This window comes from Burkholderia cepacia complex sp. TUM26381, assembly GCF_057439935.1.
This window is the reverse complement of sequence record NZ_CM172007.1, coordinates 2,859,905-2,880,225: the sequence shown is the minus strand read 5'-3', so window position 1 is coordinate 2,880,225 and position 20,321 is coordinate 2,859,905. Positions and strand designations below refer to the sequence as shown.

General features: G+C 68.9%; 21 protein-coding genes. 9 read left to right on the top strand and 12 right to left on the bottom strand.

Features of this window, described 5'->3' with window-relative positions:
* Positions 1-45: 45 nt before the first annotated feature.
* The 8 genes from ACWMMN_RS29625 to ACWMMN_RS29590 all read right to left on the bottom strand — a co-directional run bounded on the left by ACWMMN_RS29625 (position 46) and on the right by ACWMMN_RS29590 (position 6,981).
* Positions 46-939 (bottom strand): amino acid kinase family protein, encoded by an 894-nt coding sequence (locus ACWMMN_RS29625; RefSeq protein WP_059237661.1) that lies wholly within the window; start codon positions 937-939, stop codon positions 46-48.
* Positions 940-987: 48 nt separating this feature from the next.
* Positions 988-1,509 (bottom strand): PTS sugar transporter subunit IIA, encoded by a 522-nt coding sequence (locus ACWMMN_RS29620; RefSeq protein ID WP_256086777.1) that lies wholly within the window; start codon positions 1,507-1,509, stop codon positions 988-990.
* Positions 1,510-1,641: 132 nt separating this feature from the next.
* Positions 1,642-1,860 (bottom strand): hypothetical protein, encoded by a 219-nt coding sequence (locus tag ACWMMN_RS29615; protein ID WP_226196850.1) that lies wholly within the window; start codon positions 1,858-1,860, stop codon positions 1,642-1,644.
* A 54-nt stretch (positions 1,861-1,914) separates the two neighbouring features.
* Entirely contained in the window at positions 1,915-2,286 is a 372-nt protein-coding gene (locus ACWMMN_RS29610) for a DUF6697 family protein (RefSeq protein ID WP_486423518.1), read from the bottom strand.
* 542 nt (positions 2,287-2,828) lie between these two features.
* Positions 2,829-3,443, bottom strand: a complete 615-nt coding sequence (locus ACWMMN_RS29605; RefSeq protein WP_059237657.1) for a LysE family translocator — start codon at positions 3,441-3,443, stop codon at positions 2,829-2,831.
* Between the two features lie 168 nt (positions 3,444-3,611).
* A complete protein-coding gene (groL, locus tag ACWMMN_RS29600; RefSeq protein WP_486423517.1) occupies positions 3,612-5,252 on the bottom strand; it encodes a chaperonin GroEL in 1,641 nt (546 codons plus the stop codon).
* A 12-nt stretch (positions 5,253-5,264) separates the two neighbouring features.
* Positions 5,265-5,555 carry a co-chaperone GroES gene (locus ACWMMN_RS29595; RefSeq protein ID WP_059237655.1) on the bottom strand — a complete coding sequence of 97 codons (291 nt, stop codon included), beginning with the start codon at positions 5,553-5,555 and terminating at the stop codon, positions 5,265-5,267.
* A gap of 142 nt (positions 5,556-5,697) precedes the next feature.
* Entirely contained in the window at positions 5,698-6,981 is a 1,284-nt protein-coding gene (locus ACWMMN_RS29590) for a lipase family protein (RefSeq protein ID WP_226196848.1), read from the bottom strand.
* A gap of 373 nt (positions 6,982-7,354) precedes the next feature.
* Between ACWMMN_RS29590 and ACWMMN_RS29585 the strand changes: the two genes are divergently transcribed.
* A complete protein-coding gene (locus ACWMMN_RS29585) occupies positions 7,355-8,035 on the top strand; it encodes a class II aldolase/adducin family protein (protein WP_486423516.1) in 681 nt (226 codons plus the stop codon).
* Positions 8,036-8,155: 120 nt separating this feature from the next.
* Positions 8,156-9,274, top strand: a complete 1,119-nt coding sequence (locus tag ACWMMN_RS29580; RefSeq protein ID WP_059237653.1) for a sigma-54 interaction domain-containing protein — start codon at positions 8,156-8,158, stop codon at positions 9,272-9,274.
* Here ACWMMN_RS29580 and ACWMMN_RS29575 read toward each other — a convergent pair.
* Genes ACWMMN_RS29575 through ACWMMN_RS29560 form a run of 4 tightly spaced genes read right to left on the bottom strand, consistent with a single transcriptional unit; the run spans position 9,265 to position 13,105 of the window.
* Positions 9,265-10,053, bottom strand: coding sequence for an ABC transporter permease (locus tag ACWMMN_RS29575; protein ID WP_486423515.1), 789 nt, complete (start codon positions 10,051-10,053; stop codon positions 9,265-9,267). The genes ACWMMN_RS29580 and ACWMMN_RS29575 overlap by 10 nt on opposite strands.
* A gap of 22 nt (positions 10,054-10,075) precedes the next feature.
* Entirely contained in the window at positions 10,076-10,891 is an 816-nt protein-coding gene (locus ACWMMN_RS29570) for an ABC transporter permease (RefSeq protein WP_256086775.1), read from the bottom strand.
* A complete protein-coding gene (locus tag ACWMMN_RS29565) occupies positions 10,891-11,997 on the bottom strand; it encodes a PhnD/SsuA/transferrin family substrate-binding protein (RefSeq protein WP_486423514.1) in 1,107 nt (368 codons plus the stop codon). The genes ACWMMN_RS29570 and ACWMMN_RS29565 overlap by 1 nt, the downstream gene beginning before the upstream one ends.
* Positions 11,998-12,028: 31 nt before the next feature.
* Positions 12,029-13,105, bottom strand: coding sequence for an ABC transporter substrate-binding protein (locus ACWMMN_RS29560; RefSeq protein WP_256086773.1), 1,077 nt, complete (start codon positions 13,103-13,105; stop codon positions 12,029-12,031).
* A 440-nt stretch (positions 13,106-13,545) separates the two neighbouring features.
* On the opposite strand from ACWMMN_RS29560, the gene ACWMMN_RS29555 reads away from it, so the two are divergent.
* The 7 genes from ACWMMN_RS29555 to ACWMMN_RS29525 are packed head-to-tail and all read left to right on the top strand — an operon-like array spanning position 13,546 to position 20,142.
* On the top strand, positions 13,546-14,718 hold the full coding sequence (locus tag ACWMMN_RS29555; protein WP_256086772.1) for an LLM class flavin-dependent oxidoreductase: 1,173 nt from the start codon (positions 13,546-13,548) through the stop codon (positions 14,716-14,718).
* Between the two features lie 50 nt (positions 14,719-14,768).
* Positions 14,769-15,815: an ABC transporter substrate-binding protein gene (locus tag ACWMMN_RS29550; protein ID WP_059237648.1), complete on the top strand. Its 1,047-nt coding sequence runs from the start codon at positions 14,769-14,771 to the stop codon at positions 15,813-15,815.
* A gap of 33 nt (positions 15,816-15,848) precedes the next feature.
* On the top strand, positions 15,849-16,649 hold the full coding sequence (locus ACWMMN_RS29545) for an energy transducer TonB (RefSeq protein ID WP_340625334.1): 801 nt from the start codon (positions 15,849-15,851) through the stop codon (positions 16,647-16,649).
* 41 nt (positions 16,650-16,690) lie between these two features.
* Positions 16,691-17,407 (top strand): MotA/TolQ/ExbB proton channel family protein, encoded by a 717-nt coding sequence (locus ACWMMN_RS29540; protein WP_486423513.1) that lies wholly within the window; start codon positions 16,691-16,693, stop codon positions 17,405-17,407.
* Positions 17,407-17,817, top strand: a complete 411-nt coding sequence (locus ACWMMN_RS29535; RefSeq protein WP_049036336.1) for an ExbD/TolR family protein — start codon at positions 17,407-17,409, stop codon at positions 17,815-17,817. The genes ACWMMN_RS29540 and ACWMMN_RS29535 overlap by 1 nt, the downstream gene beginning before the upstream one ends.
* 34 nt (positions 17,818-17,851) lie before the next feature.
* Complete coding sequence (locus tag ACWMMN_RS29530) at positions 17,852-18,928, top strand: ABC transporter substrate-binding protein (RefSeq protein WP_486423512.1); 1,077 nt, start codon at positions 17,852-17,854, stop codon at positions 18,926-18,928.
* Positions 18,925-20,142, top strand: a complete 1,218-nt coding sequence (locus ACWMMN_RS29525) for an MFS transporter (RefSeq protein WP_486423511.1) — start codon at positions 18,925-18,927, stop codon at positions 20,140-20,142. The genes ACWMMN_RS29530 and ACWMMN_RS29525 overlap by 4 nt, the downstream gene beginning before the upstream one ends.
* Positions 20,143-20,321: the final 179 nt, after the last annotated feature.

Genomic DNA, 20,321 nt, shown 5'->3' with positions numbered 1-20,321 from the left:
GCGGCGGCCGTTGCCGGTCGCCGCAAGCGCTTTCCAGCTACCGGGTCAGAACCGCACGACCGGCTTCTTCTCGACGCTGAACCCGTCACGCAGCACGCACGCGGAATCGGCGAAGTAGCGGCGGGTTTCCGACAGCAGATCGGTGTTGCCGCGCCGGCAGAACACCACGCCCGATCCTTCCTCCGTCAGCAGTTCGTCGATCAGCGATTCGGGTTGCCCGATATCGGCGAGGTGGACGCTCTGCACGCCGTGCGCGAGCGCATCGAGCGCTTCCCGCACGCACGGCGCCGCACCGGCTGCCGGGTGTTCGGCGAGCCATTGTTCGAGTTCCGTGATGCCGTACAGCCCGGCGAGTTCGCCGAGTTCATGCAGCAAGGCGGTGTCGACCATCATCACCAGCGTGACCGCACCCGTGCGTTGCGCGAACAGGCTGCCGACGCGTTCCGGGCGCAGCAGGTGGTCGTGACCCGCGTCGTCCGGTGCGACCGGCATCACGACGGGCACAAGTCCGTGTTCCAGAAACGCGGTCAGCGCGGCGCCGTCGAACCGTGCGACTGCGCTCGTGTCGGTACGGTCGGGTTCCGCGCTGGCGACCAGCAGGCCACCGTCGTGACCGTCGATGCCGATTGCCTTTGCACCGTGACTGCCGATCAGGCGTACCAGTTCGTGATTGACGCTGGCCATCGCGGCGTGCGCGGTGTGAACCGATTGCGTTTCGGACGCGGCCGGTATGCCCTGGACGATGACCGGACGAACGCCGGTGAGCGCGAGCAGCGCGACATCTTGCGCGAAGGCCACGCGGGTGCGCGCCTCGTTCGCGGCGCCGCCGTCGACGATGACGACGGTCTGCCCGTGCAGGGCCTGCATGAACGGCAGCGAGCGGGCCAGGCCGGCGACGCGCCGTGACGTAAGGGTGGGACTTTCAGGGTCGGGGAACATGGGAATCCAGAAGGATGAAGGGAGTGCCTGCCGCCGCACGGCGCGGCATCAGTGCGTGCGTTGCATCAGCAGGTGAATCTCGTCGGGCCTTTGCGCATCGCGCGACGCTTGCCGAAACGGACGTTCGCTGAAACACCGTGCCGCGTCCGCGAGCAGTTCGAGGTGCGCGCGGTCGTCCGCTTGCGGCAGGACCAGCACGATGAATTCGCGCACGGGCTTGCGGTCCGGCGCGTTGAACGCGAACGGGTACAGCGCGCGAACGAACAGCGCGACGGCCGAGCCGAGCCCGTCGACCCGCGCATGCGGAATCGCGACGCCCTGGCCGAGGCCGGTCGAGCCGAGTTGTTCGCGCTTGATGAGTTCGGTCCTGATCCGTTCGGCGGACACCCCGCTGCTGCGCTCGATGTATCGCGCGACGAGGTCGAACAACTGGATTGCGCTTTCCACCGGCACGTCGAGCAGGATGTGCTCCGGCGGACAGGCGTCGGCCAGCCGGGTCGCGAGCGGCGTGCCGCCGTGTCGGTGGGGAAGGTCGGGTTGGCCGCCGACGGCGGCCTGCTGCGTTTGCATGCGGATCTCTCCGTGTCGGGATGACAAGGAAATCCTAGACAAAACCGCGTAAAGACGGTGTCAGAGACGTGGGGGCCGGGTATTAAAATGTCGTATCGATCGTCGATGGAACCGGGCCCGACACCGGTATCGTCAGGTACCTGACAGCACGAACGGCAGCGTCGTCAGCAGAAAGACCGAAATGCCGACCACCGGCGCGCCGAACGCGATCGCCGCGAACGCCACGGCGGCGCTGGTCAGCACGAGCGTTCTCGACACGCGGCGGTGCCGGTCGTGTGCGATCGTCCTGTCTTCGCGGATGGCATCGGTCCGCGTGCCGAGTACGTGTTTCCAGAACGTCAAGCCCAGCATGATTGCTCCTGTATGAAAGACGCCCGAGATACGGCGCGGGATGCGCCGTGCATGTCAGCTGCGTTTGAGCTTGAGCACGCGTGAAATCTGCGCGGCCGTGAAGCCGCTGTTGCGCACGTAAGGCGCGCAGTCGAGCGGCGCCGTGAGCGATTCGTTGACGACGTACTGGCCGACGAAGCGGTAGGCGTCCGTTGCCGTTTTGATTAACACCGGAATCGCATCGCGCTGCGCGGCGAGCGTTCCGCCGGCCGAGCGCGCGGACGCGCTGCCGTCGCAGAGGATTACGTCGGGCGCATGCGGGTTGAGGTCCGCGCGCAGGCAGGCGGCCACCACCTTGCCGTTCTTCGTCGGCAGGAATCCCTGCTTGCTGCCGCCGCAGGCGGTGTGAATGAATTCGCGTGTGTACTGTTTGTCGATCTCGAACATGACCGGTCTCCGGTAACGGAAATTTTCCTGGATGAAATCAGGCATGCAAAGTAAATGGGTCGGATCGGCGGATCGATGATGCGTCGTCGCACGGGATGTGCTGCGCACACACGCTCGAGCGCACGCGTCACGATGCGCGGTTATCGCATCGACGTCGTGTTCGGGCGTGCACGGGAATGACTACGGCGCGCACCGTCCGCCAGGCGGCAGGACGGTGGCTCGGGAAAGCGAGACACAGGCGTCCTGCCTGTCAGGCAGAGAAGCAACTCGGAGGGCGAGGACTTCGGATGCGCATGTCGCGTCTCGGTGGTGGATGGCGAACCCATTCTAGTGAACGTATTCGCGCGCGCAAGTAAAAAGGTCGTAAAGGTGCTTGGTCGCCCGTTACGCGCATGGCCACAGAGGTGCGCAGGTGCGGTGCGCAGCCGAACGCGCCATTCGCGCCACCGCTGCCCCACGGCCATTCGCCGCCGTCGACGATGGCGTGCATGGATGACGTGACGATGAGCGGCGAGGGTTCGACGGGGAGGGGGCGCAGCGGATCAGCGTCCGGCCAGCATCCGCCCGCCCACCCCGATCAGCAGCAGGCCGGCCGCCGTATCGAGCACTGCCTTGCGCCGGACCAGCAACCCACGCACCGAAGGATGCGACGCGAGCAGCGCCATCGCGCAATACCACGCGGCCGAGATCGAGATCGACAGGACGACGACCGTGAGATCGAGCCACGCCGGCGCACGGGCCGGCACCATCAGCGCGAAGATACTGCCGTAGAACGCGACGGATTTCGGGTTCGTCATGCTGACGGCGTAGCCCTTTTTCGCCGCCTTCCAGTCGGACGCAGCTGCCGGCGCGGAATCGGGCAACGGCTTGCGCGCCGTCACGATCATTTTCAGGCCGAGCCAGATCAGATAGGCGGCGCCGGCGAGCCGCAGCGCGGTGTGGACCCATGCGACGTGCGTCACGAGCAGGCTCAACCCGGCGATCGCGATCGCGGCCCAGGTACCGGACGCGGCGGCGAGGCCGAGCCCCGTCATCACGCCCGCGCGGCGCGACACGACGGCGGTCGACGTGACGATCACGAAGTTCGGGCCCGGGCTGGCGACGCTCAGCAGCAGGACGCCGGCGAGCGGAAGCAAGGTGTTGAGGGTGGTCGACATGGCGTGAGCGGCGGCGCGGGCGGACGGACTTTCATCTTACCCGAGCGCGGTAACGGCCACGCATACGGTCGATCCCAAGAAAAAACGCGTGACGACTTCCGTCGCCACGCGTTTCATGTTCCAGCAGGACCGCACGCACGCCGGCGAACCGGCGCGCACCGCCCATCATCAGAAATCGAACCCCGGCCCGCCCGCCCCCGGGCCGCCGGGCCCGGCAACCGGCGCCGCATCCTTCGGCGCTTCGAACACGGTCGCGTCGGTCGTCAGCAGCAGCCCCGCGACCGACGCCGCGTTCTGCAGTGCCGTGCGCGTCACCTTGGTCGGATCGAGCACGCCCGATTCGACGAGGTCGCCGTACTCGCCCGTCTGCGCGTTGTAGCCGAAGTTGCCCGCGCCTTCCGCGACCTTCGCGACGACGACGCTCGCTTCCTCGCCCGCATTCGTGACGATCTGGCGCAGCGGTTCCTCCAGCGCGCGCAGCACGATCTTGATGCCGGCGTCCTGATCGGCGTTCACACCTTTCAGTTCGCGGATGGCCTGCCGCACGCGGATCAGCGCGACGCCGCCGCCCGGCACGATGCCTTCCTCGACGGCCGCGCGCGTCGCGTGCAGCGCGTCGTCGACGCGATCCTTCTTCTCCTTCACTTCGATCTCGGTCGCACCGCCGACCTTGATCACCGCGACGCCGCCCGCGAGTTTCGCGACGCGTTCCTGCAGCTTTTCACGATCGTAATCCGATGTCGCTTCGTCGATCTGCACGCGGATCTGCTTCACGCGCGCTTCGATGTTCTTCGCATCGCCGGCGCCGTCGATCACGGTCGTGTTTTCCTTGCCGACCTCGATGCGCTTCGCCTGGCCAAGTTCGGCGAGCGTCGCCTTCTCGAGCGTCAGGCCCGTTTCCTCGGCGATCACCTGCCCGCCGGTGAGGATCGCGATGTCTTCGAGCAACGCCTTGCGGCGATCGCCGAAGCCCGGCGCCTTGACCGCGACGGTCTTCAGGATCCCGCGGATGTTGTTCACGACGAGCGTCGCGAGCGCTTCGCCTTCGACGTCTTCGGCGATGATCAGCAGCGGGCGGCCCGACTTCGCGACCTGTTCGAGCACCGGCAGCAGGTCGCGGATGTTCGAGATCTTCTTGTCGTGCAGCAGGATGTACGGGCTTTCGATCTCGGCGATCTGCTTGTCGGGATTGTTGATGAAGTACGGCGACAGGTAGCCGCGATCGAATTGCAGCCCCTCGACGACGTCGAGCTCGTCGGCGAGCGACTTGCCGTCCTCGACGGTGATCACGCCTTCCTTGCCGACGCGGTCGATCGCTTCGGCGATACGCTGGCCGATCGATTCCTCGCCGTTCGCGGAGATCGTCGCGACCTGCGCGATCTCCTTGCTCGTGGTGGTCGGCTTGCTGATCTTCTTCAGCTCGTCGACGGCCGCGGCAACGGCCTTGTCGATACCGCGCTTCAGGTCGAGCGGGTTGAGCCCGGCCGCCACGTATTTCTGGCCTTCGCGGACGATTGCCTGTGCGAGTACGGTGGCCGTCGTCGTGCCGTCGCCGGCGGCGTCGCTGGTGCGCGACGCGACTTCCTTCACGAGCTGCGCGCCGATGTTCTGCAGCTTGTCCGCGAGTTCGATTTCCTTCGCGACCGACACGCCGTCCTTCGTGACGACGGGTGCGCCGAAGCTGCGTTCGAGCACGACGTTACGGCCTTTCGGCCCGAGCGTGACCTTCACCGCGTTCGCGAGGATGTTCACGCCTTCGGTCAGCTTCGACCGTGCGATGTCGCTGAAAATGATTTCCTTGGCTGCCATGATTGCGCTCCGTTATTGATTGACGACCGCGACGATGTCTTCCTCGCGCAGCACGAGAAACTCGTGGCCGTCCACTTTGACGGCCTGGCCTGCGTATTTGCCGAACAGCACGCGCTCGCCGACCTGCAGGTCGGGCACGATGCGCTGGCCGTCCGCATCCTTGCGGCCCGGGCCGACGGCGATCACTTCACCCTGGTCGGGCTTTTCGGCGGCGCTGTCGGGGATCACGATGCCCGATGCGGTGGTGGTTTCCTGGTCGAGTCGCTTCACGATCACGCGGTCGTGCAAGGGGCGTAGGCTCATCTTTTCGTCCTGTGCTGATCTGTCGAATTTGGCTGGCACTCTTTAACAGAGAGTGCTGACGAGTATAAAAATGCGCGGCGACGCGATCCAATAACGGATTTGCACAAGCATTCGCGCCGTCGTGCAAAGCACCGGGAACCGGCTATTGCGACACGGCCTGCTGCGCGACCGGCGAGCAGACCGGGTGAATCGTCTCGCCGGCCAGCACGCGCTTCACGAACGGAATCGAATCGGCGAGCGATGCGTTGACGGTGCCGTTGTGCTCGCGGCCCGCATACAGGTGCGCCTCGACGGTCGTACCGGCCGCGCACGCATCCTTCGCGAGCGCGAGTTCGAGCGGCGCCAGCCCGTCGTCCGCGCCCGCGCCGATGAAAACGGGCGTGGCGATCTTCAGCGTCGGGTACGTCAGGTAGTCGTCCCACCATGCCTGCAGCCGTGCATCGCCGCTCGGTTTCACGGTGTTCGCGTGCGTGAGGTGTGCGAGTGCCGCGTCATCCTCGAGCGATGCGAGGCAGCCGATGCGCGCCTGTTCGAGGATCGGCAGCGCGCGCTCGGTCAGTACTTCATCGGCGCGCAGCGACGGGTCGATCTGCTGCGCGGACAGCACCGAATAGAACTGGTACGCGAGCGTCGGATCGACCCGCTCGGGATCGCGCCGGTATGCGGTGTCGAACTTCGGCAGCGACGCGAGCGTGGCGCGCGATGCGTTGTAGATCGTCCCGGTCGCGACGGTCGCGCGGATCGCGAGTTCGGGCGCATAGACGGGCGCGTAGCCAGCCGCTGCGAACACGGCCGAACCGCCTTGCGACTGACCGACGAGCACGACTTCGTTCGCGAGGCCCGGCACGCCGCCAAGCACCGCGCGCACGCTGTCGAGCAGCGTGTAGCTGTTCGAACGGTTGTTGAGCTGCGGATTCGGGCCGGGCGTGCCGAGCCCCTGGTAGTCGGTCGCGACCACCGCGAATCCTTGCTGAAGCCACGCGTTCAGGTAGCGCACGTCGCGATACGAGCGGCCGAACCACGACGGCGCGCAGATGTCGGCCATCCCGAACGTGCCGTGCGCCCACGCGACAATCGGCCAGCCGCCGGCCGGCGGCGTGCCGCGCGGCACGAACAGCGCGCCCGACACGGCAATCGGCGTATGGCCGCCGACGCCGTCGGTCGATGCATACAGGATGCGCAGTTGCCGGGCGGCGCTCGCGAGCCCGAGCGCCGCGGGCAGCGGTTCGGAACGCAGCAGCGCGCCGGGCGTGGCCGGAATGTCGCGATCCCACGTGTAGAACGCGGACACGCGGCCGTCGCCCTGCAGCGGATCGGGCACGGGAACATGGCCGGGAGACGCTGCGAGTGAAACGACGGAAGGCAAGGCGAGCGCCGATACGAGCAGCGTGCGTGCGGCGAGGCCGCGCAGGGGAAGAAGCGTCATGGTCGGATGAAGGTCGGTGAGATCGGATGCACCGTGCAGGACCGGCGCGGGTCGACCACGATGCAAGTTTTGAACCAGCGGGCTCGTTGCGCATACTGCGCGCGGTATCACGGGCGCGCGATCCATACCGGGACGAGCGCGCACGCGCGTCGGCTGCGCGTCGTGCAGCAATCCCGGTCGCCACATTGTTGCTCTTGCAACAGACACATGCACACAGACTGCACGGCGCGAGTCGCGCATCGCGTGCCCGCGCCGCACCGGCCGGTTTGCGGCGAGCGTTTGCCTGGCTGGCACGATTGCTGCTGATCCGGTGCCGTGCGTTGCGGTGTCGCGACGCAAGCTCATCCGTCCACCGATCAAGGAACCCGTCCTCATGTCCGTCACCCAAGCCATCGACAGCGGCGAACTCGTGGCATTCGTCGAGCGCGCCACGCGCGAATTCACGCAGGCCGCGCGCGTGCTGAAGGAAACGCGCACGCTATCCGCAACCAACACGTTCCAGGCGTTCCAGCGCGTGCCCGGCACGGAACTCGTCGTTGCGCTGTCGGCGCCGAGCCCGTGGGCCGCGTCGCAGGAGATCCAGCCCGTCGTCGTGACGCTCGACGGCGACGTGCTGCATGGCGACGCGCGCGCGGGCGGCAACGGCCCGCGCTACGCGGGCGTGTTCCGCGAGGCGCCGGAAGTCGACGTCGTGATTCACGTGCATGGCCCGTACCTCGGCGCGTGGGCGAGCGCGCATCGTCCGCTGCCGATCCGCTATGCACCGGCCGCCCGCTACACGCGTGCCCGCGAGATTCCGGTCTATGTCGACCGCCGCCCCGGCGAGCCGCGCTTCATCGTCGACACGATCCGGCGCGATCCCGACGTGCCGGCGATCATCGAGGCGAACGGCGGCGCGACGTTCTGGGGCAAGTCGATCCTCGACGTGTCGAAGTACATCCTGATCCTCGAGGAAGCCGCGTATTTCCAGGCGCTCGCAGAACCGCTCGGCGGCTCGCTCGACTTCGGGCCGGGTGCGCTCGAACAGCAATGGAAGATGACCGGCCGCGCATGATGCCGTGCGGCGGCCGGCGCAATCCGGCCGCCGTCATACCGATAGCTCGATGAATTGGTTCGTGGCCGGCGCGCGTCTTGCTATCGTCGAACCTTCCCCGTTCAACACGCCGGTCGTGCCATGGCCATCTTCAGCTTGCCGGACCCGACTTCGCACGCGATCACGATCCGCGCGAAGGCACTGACGTTCGACGATCCCAAATCGCGGGTGCTGCTCGAACGCATCCAGCTTGTCGCGCCGAGCGATGCGACGGTGCTCGTCACTGGAGAAAGCGGCACCGGCAAGGAGCTGATTGCGCGTCTCGTGCATTCGCTGAGCGAGCGCCATGACGGCCCGTTCGTCGCGGTCAACTGCGGCGCGTTCTCCGAGACGCTGATCGAGAGCGAGCTGTTCGGGCACGAGCGCGGCGCGTTTACCGGTGCGATCAACAGCCAGCCCGGCTGGTTCGAATCCGCGAATCGCGGCACGCTTTTTCTCGATGAAGTGGGCGACCTGCCGCTGTCCGCGCAGGTCAAGCTGCTGCGCGTGCTGCAGGAGCGCGAAGTGACGCCGGTCGGCTCGCGCAAGACCGTGAAGATCGACGTGCGGCTCGTCGCGGCGACCAACGTGAACCTCGAAGCCGCGGTGCGCGCGGGCAATTTCCGCGAGGACCTGTACTACCGGCTCAACGTCGTGAAACTGAGCCTGCTGCCGCTGCGCGAGCGGCCCGGCGACATCGCGCCGCTGATCGAGCATTTCATCGATACCTATGCGAAACGGCTGCGCGTGACCGCGCCGACGCTGACCGACGCCGCGCGCGCGCGGCTGCACGCACACGCGTGGCCCGGCAACATTCGCGAACTCGAGAACGTGATCCACCACGCGGTGCTGATCTGCGCGGGTGGCGCGATCGACGTCGGCGACCTGCAGTTCTCGGCGCTGTCGCTCGCGCCCGACACGGCCGACGCACCGGGCGCGGCTGCCGCACCGGCGCGCCGCGCACGCGATGTCGCCGAAGCGACCGATGCGCTCCGTCACGCGGTAATCGAGCTGCTGGATCTCGGCACGCCGTCGCTGTGGCAGCACATCGAGGACACCGTCTACCGCAGCGTGTTCGACTACAGCGATCATAACCAGCTGCGCATGTCGCGCCTGCTCGACCAGTCGCGCAACATCGTGCGCGCGCGGCTCGCGCAGCTCGGCATCCTGAAGCCACGCGACGCGGGCGACGCAGACGCACGGCTGCGCCGTCAGGCGTGATCGCGCCAGCGCAGCGCGCGCTGCGCGATCCGCTCGCATAACGCACTCATCCCGACGGCCAGCGCCGTCACACCCAAAACACAAACCAGCAGCACGTCGGCGCGCGCGCCGGCCTGCGCGTTCTGCATCAGGCTGCCGACCCCGGCTCCCGTGTTGAACAGCAGTTCGCTGCTGGTCGTGGTGATCCACGCGAACGGCACGGCCTGCAGCACGCCGGCGAACAGGTCGGGCAGCGCGCCCGGGATCAGCACGTCGCGCCACAGGCCGATGCGCGTCAGCCGGTACGACTGCGCAAGCTCGACATAGCGCGGATCGACGCGGCGCAGCCCGTCGAAGCTGGCGGTGGTCATCGGGTAGAACGCGGCAAGCGCAATGATGAACACCTTCGCGAATTCGCCGGTGCCGGCCCACAGGCTCAGCAGCGGAATCAACCCGAGCAGCGGCACGTAGCGCAGCGCCTGGAACGCCGGCTCGGCGAGCTTGCGCACAAGGGGCGAACGCGCCATCGCCGCACCGAACAGGAGCCCGAATGCGACGCCGAACCCGAGCCCGAGCGTCGTGCGGCGCGGGCTCGCGCCGAGATCGGTCGCGAGTTCGCCGCTGCGGGCGAGTTCGACGAGCGCCGCGCCGACCTGCTGCAGCGGCACGAATGCGTATTGATGGGCCGCGTCGCCGGACGACGCGACTTGCCATGCGGCAACCAGCAAGGCCGGCACGACGAGGCCGCGGGCGCGACGGCGCAGCGGGGCGAACGAGAAAGCGCGAGTAGCGAAGGTCATGCCGAAGCGTATCCAGTCAGGGTCAGCGCGAGGGTGTCTGCCAGCGCAACGCGTAGCGCTGCACGAGCGCGATCGATCGGTCGAGCGCGAAGCCGATCAGCCCGATCACCGCGACGTCGACGAGCACGACGTCGAGCCGCAGCATCTGCCGCGCAAGTTCCATCATCTGGCCGATCCCGCTGTCGGCGCTGAGCAGCTCGACCGCGACGAGCGCGAGCCACGCGCGCGCGAGCGCGATCCGCACGCCCGTCAGCAGCGGCGGCAACGCGGCCGGCAGCAGTACGTCGCGCAGCAGGGCGAAGCGGCCGAGCCCGTAGTGACGCGCCATCTCGACGAGATCGCGCGGCGCGTCGTGCACGCCCGTGTACGCGGCCAGCGCGACCGGGAAGAACACGGCCTTGCCGACGACGACGAGCTTCAGCGGCTCGTCGACGCCGATCAACAGGATCAGCAGCGGAATCAGCGTGAGCGTCGGCACCTGGCGCAACAGGTCGAACGTCGGTCGCAGATAGTCGGAGAACAACCGGCTGCGCGCGAGCAGGATGCCGAACGCGGCGCCGCCGGTTGCGCCGATCGCGAAACCGAGCACGAGGCGATGCAGCGTGATCAGCAGGTTGTCGCGCAACTCGCCGGTGTCGAGCAGCGTGCGCAGCGTCGCCGCGAGGCGCTCCGGCGGCACGACGAGCTGCGGCGGAAACCAGCGCTGCGCGCTCGCGAGCCACCACAGCGCGGCGCATGCGACGGGCGTGATCCACCACAGCGCGTGCTCGCCGAGCCGCGCGATGCCGGGCAGGCGGATCGCGCGCAAGCCGTCCGGTGCGAGGGCACGCGTCGGCATCAGCGGCTCGCGACGCGCGCGGCGTCGGCGCGCCAATAGCCGTCGAGGCCGAGCTGCTTGAGCGCGGTCGACACGAAAGCCGGCGCGAGCAGTGCGTTCACGTCGACCGGTGTGGACGTCAGGCCGGCCTGGCGGCTGTATGCGACGACGCCGCGGTAGTGGCCGGTCAACGCCGGCGTGAAGAGCGGTGTCCATTGCTCCTTCCACGGCGTCGATTCGTCCGCGTATTCGCGTCGCACGACGCTTTCGGGCTGACCCGATGCGCTCAGGATCTTCACGTACGCGTCGCGGTTCTGCGGTTGCGAGATCCAGTGCGCGGCGCGCACGTAGGCGGTCGCGACGAGCTGCGTGATGTCGGGGTAGCGCCGCACGAAATCGTCGGACGCCCACAGTTCCGCGCGCATTTTCCAGTCGTCGGGCGCGGTCTTGGTCGACCAGATGATCTTGCCGACCTGCTTGTCGACCAGCGAATACGCGTCGGACAGCGTGAAGAAGCCGTCGACGCGGCCGGCCGCGACGGCCGCCGCGCCGGCCTGCGGATCGAGGTTGTAGATCCTGAAGTCGGACAGCTTCAGCCCGTTCTCCGCGAGCAGCTTGCTGAACGTGACTTCCCACGGCCGGCCGCGATTGAGCGCGATGCGCTTGCCCTTCAGGTCGACGATCGATTTCGCGGTCGAGCCGGCCGGCACGACGAGATACGTATTGCTGCCGACGCCGCCCGGCACGATCAGGCGCGTGTGCGTACCCGACGCGTTGACGACGACCGACGGCAGGTCGCCGTAGCCCGCGAAATCGATGCTGCCGTTCGTGAATGCCTCGTTGACGAGCGTGCCGACCGCGGCGGTCGACACGGGCACCCATTGCAGCGTCACGTGCCGCGCGGCGAGCGCTTTCTCGAGCGACTTGTCGGCGTCGATCAGTGCGGACGCGCCCGCGTACTGCGTCTTGCCGCCGCTCGAATATGCGACGACGGCGATACGTACGACCTTCGGTGCACCGTCCGCATGCGCGGCCGGTGCCGCGAGCGATGCGACGGCCAGCGGCAGCGCGGCGAGCAGCGCGCGCAGCGGGCGGCCCAGCGAGGCGAGGGAGAGCGTGTGTTTCATGATGGTCCCGGACAGTGAACGGTAAAGGGGCTCACGCGCGTTTTTGCAGCGACAGCCGCAGCACGTCGGCGAGCGGCCGCGGGTCGATCCAGTCGGCGACGTCGAAGTCGGCCTCCAGGAAGCCGTGGTCGTGCAGGAACGTCTTGAACTCGTCGAGCGCGGTGACCGATGCGTCGTCGAGATTGACGCCGAGGTGGCGGTGCAGCTGGTTGCCGTACGCGGCGCGCACCCAGTCGATCGACGACGCGGTTTCGCCGGCCACGTAGTGCGCGGTTTCGTCGGGATGCGTGCTCGCCCATTCGCCGGCGGCGACCACGAGCTTCAGGAAGCCGGCGACGATGTCCGGATGGTTCGCGAGCACGTCCGCGTTCACGGTTAGCGGCCGCGGCGTGCCGTTGTTGTTGCGGATCGAGCGCTCCGGATGGAAGCCGATGTCGATCACGACGTGCGCGCCGATCAGCTGCGCGATCTCGAGGCCGGTCGAGCCCTTCACGTAGATCGCATCGACTTCGCCGCGCAGCAGCGCACCGGCTTCGGCCGCATACAGCGCGCGGCTCGAGAAGCCGTGCGGCGACGCGAACAGGTCCGCCGCGCGCGCGGGGCCGACGGCCTGCAGCGTGCGTGCGCGCACGTCGACGCACTCGACGTCGCGCGTGGTCAGTCCGTCGAGGCTCAGTGCGTTGACGAAGCCGCGCAGCGCCGATGCGCGAAAGATGTCGATGCGGTCGTCGGGGCGGCTCGGGATCGCGATCCGGCGTCCGCGCAACGCCTTCACGGAGCGGATGCCGGAGTCGGGCCGCGCGAGGATCAATTGCGATTCGTCGACCCACGACAGCCCGATCACGCGCGTGTTCGCGTCGTTCGAGCGCGCCCACATCGCCGGGATGCTGCCGCCCTGGCGGAACGATTGCGCGAGCGTGTGATCGCTGATCGACGACACGTCGTGCCGCGTGGCGCCGCGCGGCGAGCGGATCGCGACGCCGTCGGCCGACGTCTCGCCGTTGAGCCAGCCGAGATGCACGGCGATGCCGAGCGGCGTCGGCACGGGCGATCGGGCGTACCAGAACGTCTGCTGCCTGTCCGATGACGAATCGGGCCTGTCTGTCATGTGTGAGATTCCCCTGTCTGGGTAAGCATGGTCGATGCGCGGTGTCGCACGCGCGGGCCGTTCCACGTTGCAAGTTCCGGGCCAGTGAGCGGAAACGGCCGTGCGGCACGCGGCGCGGGCATCGCGTGCGTGGCATGGCGCAACGGCCGGTGCATCGCTTGTTGCGTGAGCAACAGTCGCGTCGGGTGCTGTTGCGCGTGCAGCACCGGTGCGGCACGTGCAGCAGCACGGCAACGGTTCGCGTTCGTGATGTCGGCAACGTCCGGCGGGGGGCCGTCGATCGCCGTCGACGCCCGGCCCGCAAGGCGTCGCGCGTGCTGGCAGGCGGCCCGGCCCGGGTGGCGGCGAGCGCGTTGGCACACCGCGTGCTTTACAGCACTGCATACGCGCGGCACGCCGGTGCCGCATGCAATCCGAACGGGCCGACAAGGAGAATCCCGATGGCTGTTGAATTTCTGTGGCGCCTGCCGATGCACGGCGACGGCCGGCGCGCACACGATCTGCATACGCGCGGCGAATGGAACCGCCAGCGCGCATTGCGCGTCGCGCCCAAAGTCGACGACGACGATTTCGGCTACATCGACTATCTGTCGCAGGTCGCCCGCGCGGCCGACATCGCCGGCTTCCACGGCGCGCTGATTCCGATCTTCCGTTTCACCGAGGAGCCGTGGGTCGTCGCGGCCGCGCTGGCCCGCGAAACGCGCCGGCTGCGGCTCCTGATCGCGTTGCAGCCGCATTTCGTGCATCCCGTCTATGCGGCGCAGATGGCGGCGAGCCTGCAGCGGATCAGCCGCGGCCGCGTCGAGTGGAACGTCGTCACGGGCGGCGGCGGCCCCGACCAGCGCGCGTACGGCGACTTCATCGATCACGACAGCCGCTATGCGCGCACCGACGAATTCCTCGACGTCGTGAAGGGCGTCGCGGCAGGCGAGCCGTTCACGTTCGATGGCCGTTTCTACCGCGTCGAAGGCGGTGGCCTGTTGCCGCCGCTGAGCGGGCAGAAGCCGCCGCGGCTCTATCTGGCCGGCGCCAGCGACGCGGCGCTCGCGGTCGCCGCGAAGCACGGCGACGTGCACCTGAGCTGGGGCGAGCCGCTCGCGAAGCAGAAAGAGGTGATCGACGCGGCGCGGCGCGCGCTCGACCGGCAGAACGCCGAGCGCGACCTGCGCTTCGGCATGCGCATCGACATCCTCGCGCGCGAGACCGAGGCGCAGGCGTGGGCCGAGTTGCGACAGATGTTCGCGACGGTGGGCGACACGACGCGCAACGGTTTCGGCGGGCGCGGCGAATCGTCGGAATCGGTCGGCGCGAAACGTCAGTTCGCGCTGCACCAGGGCAACACGCAGCACTTCGACGACCTGATCGTCGGCCCGAACCTGTGGGCCGGGATGTCGCAGATCCGCGGCGGCCCCGGCTGCGTGATCGTCGGCAGCCACGAGCAGGTGGCCGAGCGGCTCGCGGAATACGTGGAGATCGGCGTGTCGACGTTCATTCTCGCGAGCAATCCGCATCTCGAAGAAGCGTACCGCGTGGGCGAGGAGGTGCTGCCGCTCGTCGACGGCGCGCTGAACGCACGCGGCACGCAGGCAGCGCTGCGCGTGGCCGGCGCCTGAGCGCGGCGGCCTTACTCCACACGTCAACGACAACGACAAGGACACTCGCCATGACGACTCTCGCTGCGCAGGCCACGGCCTGCGACGCACTCTGGTACACGCGCTGCCCGGTGCCGACCGCGCTCGGCATCGCCGTGCATCGCGGCTGGTTCGACGAAGAGTTCGGGCCGGACGGCATCGTGCTGAACTCGCTGCAGGAGACGGCCGACGCCGACAAGCGCGAATCGCACTTCGATCACAGCCTGCCGCACTCGTTCCGGCAGGGCGGCAATATTCCCGCGCTGTGGGCGCGGGCACGCGGCGCCGATACGCGCGTGATCGGGCTGTCGTGGACCAACGAATTCCAGGCGATCGTCACGCTACCCGAACGCGGCATTCGTCGTGCGCGCGATCTGCGCGGCCGGCGGCTCGGGTTGCCGCGCCATCCGATCAGCATCGACTTCTGGCGGGCCGCCGCGCTGAAGGGCTTCCTCAGCGCGCTCGAACTGGAAGGGCTCGGCCACGGCGACGCCGAATGGGTCGACCTGCCCGACACCCGCGAGCGCCGCACCGGGCCCGCGTCATTCACGCGCGGCCCGCACGAGTACGGGCTCGAGATCGCGGCGCTCGTGCGCGGCGACGTCGACGCGGTGTTCGTGAAGGGCGTGGCCGGGCTGGAAACCGTGCACCTGATCGACGCGCAGGTCGTCATCGATCTCGGCGCGCATCCCGATCCGCTGGTGCGGATCGGCAATGGCACGCCGCGCACGCTGACCGTCGACCGCGCACTGATCGACGCGCGCCCCGATCTCGTGAGCCGCTTCCTGTCGGTCGTGGTCGGCGCGGGCGACTGGGCCGCGCGCCATCCGACGGAGACGGTCGCCTACATCGGCCGCGAAACGCGTGCGTCCGACGAATGGGTGCGCTACGCGTACGGCGCGGACGTGCACCGCCATCTGGAGACGGGGCTCGCGCCGACGTCGATCGACGGTCTGGTCGCGTTCAAGGATTTCCTCGTCGAATGGGGTTTTCTCGAACGTGATTTCGACGCGCGCGCGTGGATCGATCCGGCGCCGTTCACGCAGATCGACCGGCACCGCCATGCGTGGGTCGCGTAGCGCGCCGCGGCGCGTCATTGCAAGGAGTCGAACATGACAGGGCTGACGATCGAATACGGCGTGCCGCCGGCGCGCCGGCATGCGGCGCGTGCGGCGCCGCGCGCGGCGGCAGGCGCGCGACCTTCGCCGGTGGCGCCGTCTGCGCATGCGGACAAGCGGCCGGCACCGGCGAGCGGATGGCGCGGCGCGGGCGCGATTGCGCTGGCCGTCGCGGCGCTGCATGCGGGCGTCGCGCTGCTGGCCGCGCGCGCGCCCGCCGCACCGCCCGTGCAGCCACCGCGGCCGCTGCCGATGACGGTGGAACTGACGCGGCCGCCCGAGCCGCTGCCGCAGGCCGCGCACCCGCCGCCGCCGGTCGTGCCGCCGAAGCCGTTGAAGCAGGCGCCGACACCGGCGAAGCCACTGACGCCGCTGACGCCGCGCATGGCCGTTCCGCATCCGGCACCCGCGTTGTCCGCAGTGTCGCAGGCGTCGCGCGAAGCGGCGCCCGCGCCAACGGCGCCGGCCATCGCCGCTCCGGCACCGGCGCCTGCGCCCGCCGCACCTGCGCGCGAAACCGCACCGATCGGCGACGCGGCATACCTGCGCAACCCGGCGCCCGACTATCCGGCGTTCGCGCAGGACCAGGGCTGGGAAGGGCGCGTCGTGCTGCGCGTGCACGTGCTCGCGAACGGCACGCCCGATTCGGTCGACGTCCGCACGAGCAGCGGCCGCCGCTTGCTCGACAACGCAGCGATGGCCGCCGTGAAGCGCTGGACGTTCGTGCCCGCGAAGCGCGGCGACGAAGCCGTCGACGGCTGGGTCAACGTGCCGATCGATTTCAAGCTGGGCTGACCCGCCGGGCGGCCCGCCACATATCTCAAGGAACTCACATCATGAACGGTATTCCGACCACCTTCATCGTCCAGGGCGCGCTCTGGCTGCTCGTCGTCTTCTCCGTCGTCACGTGGACGCTGATCGTCGTGAAGGCGATCCAGAGCCTGCGGTCGAGCACGCGCAACCGGCGTTACGTCAGCGCGTTCTGGGCCGCGAACAGCTTCCACGACGCGGCCGCGCTCGACGGCGCGAACAGCCCGGTGGGCGAACTCGCCGCCGCGGGCTTCGACGCGCTGCGGCGTGCCGACGAGAGCAGCGCGCACGATCTCGAACACAGCTGGAGCCGCCACGACCTGCTCGAGCGCCATCTTCGGCAGCAGATCCACAACGCGCGCCGGCGCGAGGAAGCGGGGCTGGCCGTGCTCGCATCGATCGGCAGCACCGCACCGTTCGTCGGCCTGTTCGGCACCGTGTTCGGCATCATCCATGCGCTGACCGCGATCACGCACAGCGCGTCGGCGAGCATCGACGTCGTCGCCGGGCCGATCGGCGAGGCGCTCGTCGCGACCGGGATTGGCATCGCGGTCGCGGTGCCGGCCGTGCTCGCGTACAACTTCTTCGTGCGCCGCGTGAAAGCCGCATCGGCCGACCTCGATGCGTTCGCGACCGACTTCGTCACGCTCGCGCAGAAGGCCGGCTTCCGCGTGCCGGCCGCGCTGCCCGCTGCCGCACCGGCACGTCGCGCCGGCGACACCCGTCAGGAGGCGTTCGCATAATGGCCTTCTCGTCCTCCTCCGACAACGACGACGTGCTCAGCGAAATCAACATCACGCCGCTCGTCGACGTGATGCTCGTGCTGCTCGTCGCCTTCATCGTCACGGCGCCGCTGCTCAACAACGCGGTGCACGTGACTCTCCCGAACACCGTCGCCACCGCACCGGCCGACCGCAAGCCGAACGTGACCGTGAGTGTCGACGCGAAAGGCGTCGTGTATCTCGACAAGCGCGCGGTCGCGCTTGCCGCGGTGCCGGCCGAGCTGGCCGCGCTGAAAGCGGGCCGGCCCGACGTCGCGCTCGACCTGCAGGCCGACGAGCACGTGCCGTACGGCACCGTCGCGAAGCTGATGGCCGCGATCGAGCACGCGGGCATCACGCGGCTGTCGGTGCTCACCGCGCCGCGCGGCTGACGCGCCTTTCACGACTTCCTTTGCGAACGCATCCATGAGCACCACGGCTTCACACAACGTTCAGTCGATCTGGTACACGCGCTGTCCGGTGCCGACGCCGCTCGGCATCGCCGCGCATCTCGGCTGGCTCGACAGCGAATTCGCCGGCGACGGCATCACCGTGCGCGCGCTGCAGGAAAGCCAGCACGCGGCACTGCATCACGCGCACGTCGATCATTCGCTCGATAACGCGTTCCGGCAGGGCGGCAGCATTCCCGCGCTGTGGGCACGCGCGGCCGGCGCCGACACGCGCGTGGTCGCGCTGACCTGGGTCGACGAGGCACAGGCGATCGTCGCGCTGCCGGAAGCCGGCCTGACGCGGCCGAAGGACTTGCGCGGGCGCCGCATCGGCCTGCCGCGCCGCGACGGCGAGCGCATCGACATTTTCCGCGCGGCCGCGCTGCGCGGCTTCGTCAGCGCGCTGTCGCTCGACGGGCTCGGCCCCGGCGATGTCGAATGGATCGACGTCCCGGCGTCCAACCTGCGCGCGCCGGTGGCGACGCCCGTGACCCGCGACGCGGCGTTCAGCCACCCCGCGAGCCTGTCGAGCCGGCGGCTCTATGCGGCGGAAGCGGCCGCGCTCGTGCGCGGCGATGTCGACGCGATCTACGTGAAGGGCTCGCTCGGGCTGGAAACCGCGCACCTGATCGGCGCGCAGCCGGTCGTCGACATCGGCTTTCATCCCGATCCGCAGATCCGCATCAACAACGGTTCGCCGCGCCCGCTGACCGTCAATGCGTCGACGCTCGAACGCCACCCCGGCATCGTCAGCCGCTTCCTCGCGCGCGTGACCGACGTCGAGGGCTGGGCGCGCGAGCACGAGCAGGAAGTGCTCGGCTATCTCGGCCGCGAGACGGGGTCGGGCCATGACTGGCTGCGGCTTGCGTACGGTGCCGACGTGCATCTCCGGTTGCGCACGGATCTCGACGAAGCGTCGATCGCCGCACTCGACGATTTCAAGCGCTTCCTGGTCGACCGGCGATTCCTGCCTGCCGACTTCGACGTGCGCGCGTGGATCGACCGGCGCGCGCTCGACGGCATCGCGACGCTGTCACGCGACGCCGCGCGGTGAGCACGCCGGCACGCGTTGCCGACGCATGGCGGCGCGAGCGCTTCACCGGCGGCTTCATGCTGCTGGCGCTCGCGAGCGGCACGACGATCAGCATGGCGCAGCTCGCGACGACGCTGTATGCGCTCGCGCTCGGCGTCGACAGCGCGCGGCTCGGCATCATCGCCGCGATGGAGCCGCTCGGCATCGCGCTGATGACATTGCCGGCCGGGCTGCTGGTCGCGCGCTACGGCGCGCGGCGCGTGTACTTCGCCGCGAGCATGGGGCCGATGCTGCTCAATCTCGTCGTGCCGTTCACCGGCGCATGGCCGCTGATCGCGCTCACGCAGGCGCTGATCGGGCTGTGCATCCCGTTCCGGATCGTATCGATCAACGGTGTGTTCCTCGCGCGGCTCGCGCAGATCGGCCTCGCCCGCGCGGGCTGGTATCGCGCGGCCATGTCGGTCGGAACGGGCATGGCCGGGCCGTGGCTCGCGAGCTGGCTGATCGGCGCGCATGGCGCGGTCGCGACGTTCTGCGCCGCGTCGGCGAGCTTCGCGGGCATGGCGTGGTTCAGCCGGATGCTGCTCGGCGACGCGGAACCGCCGCCACGCGGCGCGCAAACCGAAACCGGCGGCCTGCGTGCGTTGCTCGCGCTCGCCTGGAGCCGCGACGTGCGCGAGCAACTTGCGCTGGAAGCGGTGAACAGTGCGACCCGCTCGCTCGCCGGCACCTTTACGGTCGTGCTCGCCATCCAGTATCTGGGGTTGTCGCAGTCGGGAGCCGTCGCGCTGCTGACCCTGCAGGGCGTCGTTGCGGTGATCGCGCTGTTCGGGCTCGGGCATGTCGCGCAGCGGATGACGGCGCGCCGTTGCCATGCATTCAGCCTCGCGGGCGGCGTGGCCGGGCTGCTCGCGCTCGGCCTCGCGCACGACGCGTGGATCGTCGGCGCAGGGCTCGCCGCGCTGTGCGCCGGATCGTCGCTGCTGCATCTCGTCAACATGCAGCATCTCGGCCGTCATCCGGCCGACAAGAGCCAGGTGTCGAGCCTCTACAACCTCGCGTCGATGACGGGTGCGTTCTGCGGACCGCTGGCCGGCAGCGCGCTCGTGCCGGTGGTCGGGTTGCCGGCGGTGTTTCTGTGCTGGCTGCCCGTCGTCGCGCTGGTTGCGTTCGCGCTGCGGTTCGCTCACGCGCGGCGCGGAGCGATACCGTCACTGCCTGCAAAGCTGTCCTGATGATTGTCGGTGCCGGTGTTGCGTGACAAGCAGTTTGCTTCGCTCCACAGATGCGCATGCAGCAACACCGGCACTGCATGCGTGCTGGAAGCCCCGTACGACGGGCCTCTCGATGCTGGCATCCGAATTGCAATAGAGAACCCGTGCGTAGCTCGCACGTGCGTTCAACCGATCAAACA